We start from the raw sequence: 4,600 nt of genomic DNA, 5'->3' as shown, positions 1-4,600 counted from the left end.
ATCAGCTCGGGACGGGCGAGCGAATAGAACACCTGCCGGCCCTGCGGTCGCCCCTCCACGAGCCCGCAGTCCCGCAGGCACGCGACGTGGGCGGACACCGTGGACTGAGCCAGCCCGAGCTCGGCCACCAGGTCGGCGACCCGGGTCTCACCGCGGGCGAGCCGGCGGATGATCGCCAGCCGGGTTCCGTCGGACAGGCTGCGGAACAGCGCGGCAGCGGCATCGAGTCCGGGCCCTGACTCGGGGGTCGCTCCCGGCTCCGTCCCTGACCGGCACCCGGTGGTGTCCGCGCACGCAACCCCGGCATTGATCGTCATTCGACGATGATAACTGTGTTGAGCGATGTGTTCCAGGGTCGACGCCGGCGTCGACCCGGCCGCTAGGAATTGGCGATCGCGAGCACCGCCCACACCGGGAGCCACAGGCCGAAGGTGAGGATGGTCAGGATCAGGTGCAGCACGTGGTTGACGCGCCTGCCGCCGCCGTTGGCGACGAACACGGTCTGCTGCATCGGGTACGGCTGCGGCATGAAGGGCTGCGGCATGAAGGGCTGTGACATGAAGGGCTGGGGCGGGTACTGCTGGGGCATGACGTGCTGCGGCATGAGGTGCTGGGGCAGGTACGGCCGGTACGGGCCGGGAACGTAGGGGTCGTTGGCGAACGCGGGTGGCGCGCCCAGATGCCGGGGGGCGAAATCCTGGTCAGGGCGGTACGGCGCGGCGGGTGAGTTGCCGTAGGGCAGACCGCCCTCGTGTGCCAGGGGTTCGGCGGGCCCGGCGGCCGGGCGGGTCGGGAACTGCTCCGTCGGGAACCGTTCCGTCGGGAACTGCTCAGGGGGGAACCTCTGGATGGGGGCGAACTGGTCCGTGGGCGCCGGAAGGCGGTCCCGACCGGCGTCCGAGGACTCGTCGGGCCGGTAGGGGAACTGCTCGTTCATGGCGTCTCATTTCACGGTGCGGGAGAGGCGACTCGACTGACGTCGGGGTCACCCTAGCCGCGGCCGCGCGCCGCTCACCCGGGGCGGAACGGAAATCCGGGAGAAGATCGGGGGACCCCTGCAGCGCGCCCGGCCGGGTCGTCAGGGTCTACCCCTACGAGCCACCGCTCTCCCGGCGTCTGTTGGGTACGTCACCTCGGCGAGTCGGGTCAATTGGCGCGGGCCTGAGCAGGTCAGTCGTCAGATAGGTCGACGCGATCGGCCGCCGCCTACGCCACCTGCATCGTGGTCAGGCAGGTCAGGTCGTCGTCGCCGGTGGAGACGGGCGAGGTCGTCGAGTCGCCCTCGTGCGCGATCGTCAGGGTGCCGGTGAGGTCGCGCGGGAGCCACAGGCCCACGAAGCCGTTGTCGTAGGTCGTGCGGGTCTCGTCGAGCACGGTCTGCCCGGTCGCCCCGTCCGTCACGGTCACCTGCACGGTCTCGCCGCCGAGCTCCCCGAGGCACGTGGTGAGGCTGTGGAAGAAGCAGTCGTGCGTGAAGGTCCGGTACGGGGCCACGGAGAGGTAGAACTCGTCGGCCGGCATCGGCAGCGCCGCCTCCTCGAGGTCGCCGGTGGGGTCGCTCAGGACCAGCTGGTCCGGTTCGACGGAAGCCCACAGGTCGTCGGGCCGCTCGGCCACGGGCATGGTGTCGAGCCGCTCGATCACCTGCCGGGCGTCCAACCCCTCGAGGCCGTGTCGCTCGACGAGGGTGGCCGCGGCCCGGTCGGAGGTGGAGTCCGGTTCCGGCCCGGCCGAGGTGCAGGCGGTCAGCCCCAACGATCCCGCGACCACGGCCGCGAGCAGGGCGCGACGGCGCGCGGACGGGCGGGGAACAGTCGTCAGAGCACTCGTCACGGTCACAGGCCGGCGAGCATCTCGCGCATCTGATGGATCTCCCGCTGCTGGGTGTCGATGATGGTCTGGGCCAGCTCGACCGCCTCCGGGTGCGTGCCGCCGGACACCTGGTCCTCGGCCATGTCGATCGCGCCCTCGTGGTGGACGATCATCTGCTCCAGGAACAACCGCGCGGCGTCGGTGCCCTCGGCGTCGGCCAGCTCCTGCATCTCCTCCGGCGAGAGCATCCCGTCCATCATGCGCATCTCGCCGGCGTCACCCATCTGGTCGCCCATGTGATCGCCCATGTGGTCGCCATGATCGCCGCGGCCCATGCCGGGCTCGCCCCACTCCTCGAGCCACTCGTCGAGCTGCTCGATCTCCGGGCCCTGCGCGGCCTTGATCTCCTCGGCCAGCTCGCGGACGTCGTCGGGGACGCCCTCCTTGGCCAGGATGATGTCGCTCATCTCGATGGCCTGCTCGTGGTGCGGGATCATCATCCGCGCGAACCGCACGTCGGCGGCGGAGTGCTCGGACGCGTCGCCCTCCTCGGTGGTCGCGGGAGCGCCGTCCCCGGCGGTGGTGGTCGTGGCCGGCGTCGTGGCCGTCGTGTCGTCGCCGTCGTCGGCACAGGCGGAGAGCGTGAGGACGGCCACGGCTGCGGCGGCGAGGAAGATCCTGCTGGTCATCGTCGAGGTCCTTTCGAACGGAGCGGCCGGGCGCCCGGACTGCTGGGAACCATCCTGCCCGTCGGGTCCGGCGGTCCGGATGGAGGTCGTGTGAAGGTTTGGTCAAGGCCGTCGCGGGGGCGGCGGATCCGCAGGCGGGGCGCGATGATGGGACCCATGACCCCCAGCCCTGGCGACCACGGACAGGCCGGTGCCCCCGGTTCCGGGCCGCGCCCACCCACCGGGCTGCGCGCGATGGTCGTCGACGACGAGCAGTCACTCGCGGACCTGGTCGCCTCGTATCTCCGCCGAGACGGATTCGAGGTCACCGTCACCGGCGACGGGGCAGAGGCGGTCACACTCGCCCGGTCGGTGGACCCCGATGTGATCGTCCTGGACCTGGGGTTGCCGGGCCTGGACGGGGTCGAGGTGTGTCGGCGGGTCCGGGTCCACTCCGACGCGTACGTCGTGATGCTCACCGCCCGGACCGACGAGGTCGACACGCTGATCGGGTTGTCCGTCGGCGCGGATGACTACATGACGAAACCGTTCAGCCCCCGTGAGCTCATGGCCAGGATCCAGGCGATGTTGCGCAGACCGCGGGGGCCCGCGACCGTGAATGACGACGAGGTGGCGGTCGCCGGGTCCGCGGGCACCACCCCGGTGGACGCGCGTCTGCGGAGGATCGGGGATCTGACCATCGACGTGGCCGGTCGCGAGGTGAGCGTCGACGGGGAGGCCGTCGCCCTGACCCGAACCGAGTTCGACGTGCTCGCCGCCCTGTCCCGCGACCCGGGTGTCGTGTTCACCCGATCCCAGTTGATCGAGAGGGTGTGGGGCCCGAACTGGGTCGGCGACGACCACCTGGTGGACGTTCACGTCGCGCACCTGCGCCGCAAGCTCGGTGACGAGGCCGCGCGGGGTCGCTACGTCCGCACCGTCCGCGGAGTGGGCTACCGGATGGGGGCCGGGCGGTGAGCGGCGGCGCTGTCGGCGAGGTGCGGCGCGGTCGGCTCGCCGGGGCGAGTTTCGGGACGCGTCTGCTGGTGGTCATGGCCGGGGTGGTGGTGGGCTGCGCGGGGAGCGCCTGGCTCGTCGCCTCGGTGCTGGCGCCCGAGATCTTCCACGACCACCTCGGGCAGGCCGGGATCGAGCACGACTCCGCGGAGGCCGCCCACGTCGAGGAGGCGTTCACGGATTCGATCGTCCTGGCCTGGGGGCTGGCGGTGGGCGTCGCGGTGCTCCTGGCGTTGCTGGCGAGCTGGTACCTCACCCGCAGGGTCCAGCGTTCGGTCGCGGTGGTGACCGCCTCGACCGCCGAGATCGCCGGCGGGCGCTACGACACGCGCGTCGCGAGTCCCGAGCTGGGGCGGGAGTTCGACGACCTGGCGACGAGCGTCAACGAACTCGCCCGGAGACTCGACGCCACCGACACCACGCGACGCCGGATGCTCGCCGATCTCGGTCACGAGATGCGCACCCCGCTGGCCACGATCGACTCCTACCTCGAGGCCGTCGACGACGGTGTGCGGGACTACGACGACGACACGAGGGAGGTGCTGTGGACGGCCACCCGCCGACTCGAACGCCTGGCGTCGGACATCGTGGCCGTCTCGGCCGTCGAGGAGCACCTGACCCGCCTCCATCCGGTCCCCACCACCATCGCCGGGTTGGTGGGGAGCGCCCTCGACGCCGCCCGGGAGCGGTTCGCGGACAAGGGGGTGGAGCTCACCGCCCGCGACCTCGTCGACGCCGAGGTCACCGTGGACGTCGACTGCATGGGCCAGGTACTGGGGAACCTGCTGGACAACGCATTACGGCACACCCCTGCCGGTGGCTCCGTCACCGTCAGCACCAGCCTGCTCCCCGCGGACACCGGCACCAGGACGTCCGGCACCGACACGGTGGCTCTGAGGCGGGTGTCCGTCACTGTCACCGACACCGGCGAGGGCGTGGCCGCGCACCACCTGGATCACCTCTTCGACCGCTTCTACCGCGTGGACTCCGCCCGCGGCCGACACGGCGGGGGAAGTGGCATCGGGCTGGCGATCACCCGCGCACTCGTGGAGGCCCACGGCGGTCGCGTCAGCGCGGCCAGCGACGGCCCCGGGCACGGCGCG

General features: G+C 71.6%; 6 protein-coding genes. 2 read left to right on the top strand and 4 right to left on the bottom strand.

Going from position 1 to position 4,600, the window contains the following annotated elements:
- From G6020_RS09405 to G6020_RS09390, 4 genes are all read right to left on the bottom strand, one after another.
- Positions 1-317 (bottom strand): metalloregulator ArsR/SmtB family transcription factor (locus tag G6020_RS09405; protein WP_182610434.1); only part of this gene is annotated, 317 nt, incomplete at its 3' end.
- 62 nt (positions 318-379) lie between these two features.
- Positions 380-937 carry a hypothetical protein gene (locus G6020_RS09400; protein WP_182610433.1) on the bottom strand — a complete coding sequence of 186 codons (558 nt, stop codon included), beginning with the start codon at positions 935-937 and terminating at the stop codon, positions 380-382.
- A 269-nt stretch (positions 938-1,206) separates the two neighbouring features.
- Positions 1,207-1,833 (bottom strand): CueP family metal-binding protein, encoded by a 627-nt coding sequence (locus G6020_RS09395; protein ID WP_238556361.1) that lies wholly within the window; start codon positions 1,831-1,833, stop codon positions 1,207-1,209.
- 2 nt (positions 1,834-1,835) lie between these two features.
- Positions 1,836-2,501 carry a DUF305 domain-containing protein gene (locus G6020_RS09390; RefSeq protein WP_182610432.1) on the bottom strand — a complete coding sequence of 222 codons (666 nt, stop codon included), beginning with the start codon at positions 2,499-2,501 and terminating at the stop codon, positions 1,836-1,838.
- A 234-nt stretch (positions 2,502-2,735) separates the two neighbouring features.
- Here G6020_RS09390 and G6020_RS09385 point away from each other — a divergent pair, with 234 nt between their 5' ends.
- Together G6020_RS09385 and G6020_RS09380 are read left to right on the top strand one after the other, a co-directional pair.
- A complete protein-coding gene (locus G6020_RS09385; RefSeq protein WP_182610435.1) occupies positions 2,736-3,458 on the top strand; it encodes a response regulator transcription factor in 723 nt (240 codons plus the stop codon).
- 74 nt (positions 3,459-3,532) lie between these two features.
- Positions 3,533-4,600: HAMP domain-containing sensor histidine kinase (locus G6020_RS09380; RefSeq protein ID WP_194306067.1), on the top strand; the 1,068-nt coding region annotated here is incomplete at its 3' end.

The organism is Dietzia sp. B19 (assembly GCF_014145155.1).
GTDB lineage: Bacteria > Actinomycetota > Actinomycetes > Mycobacteriales > Mycobacteriaceae > Dietzia > Dietzia natronolimnaea.
Note: the sequence above shows the minus strand (reverse complement) of the source record. Positions and strands in the feature narration are given on the sequence as shown.

What these genes read in the sequence shown, in the direction of transcription:
- G6020_RS09390 (WP_182610432.1), bottom strand. Translation starts at nt 2,501, where the DNA reads ATGACCAGCAGGATCTTCCTCGCCGCCGCAGCCGTGGCCGTCCTCACG.
- G6020_RS09385 (WP_182610435.1), top strand. Translation starts at nt 2,736, where the DNA reads ATGGTCGTCGACGACGAGCAGTCACTCGCGGACCTGGTCGCCTCGTAT.
- G6020_RS09400 (WP_182610433.1), bottom strand. Translation starts at nt 937, where the DNA reads ATGAACGAGCAGTTCCCCTACCGGCCCGACGAGTCCTCGGACGCCGGT.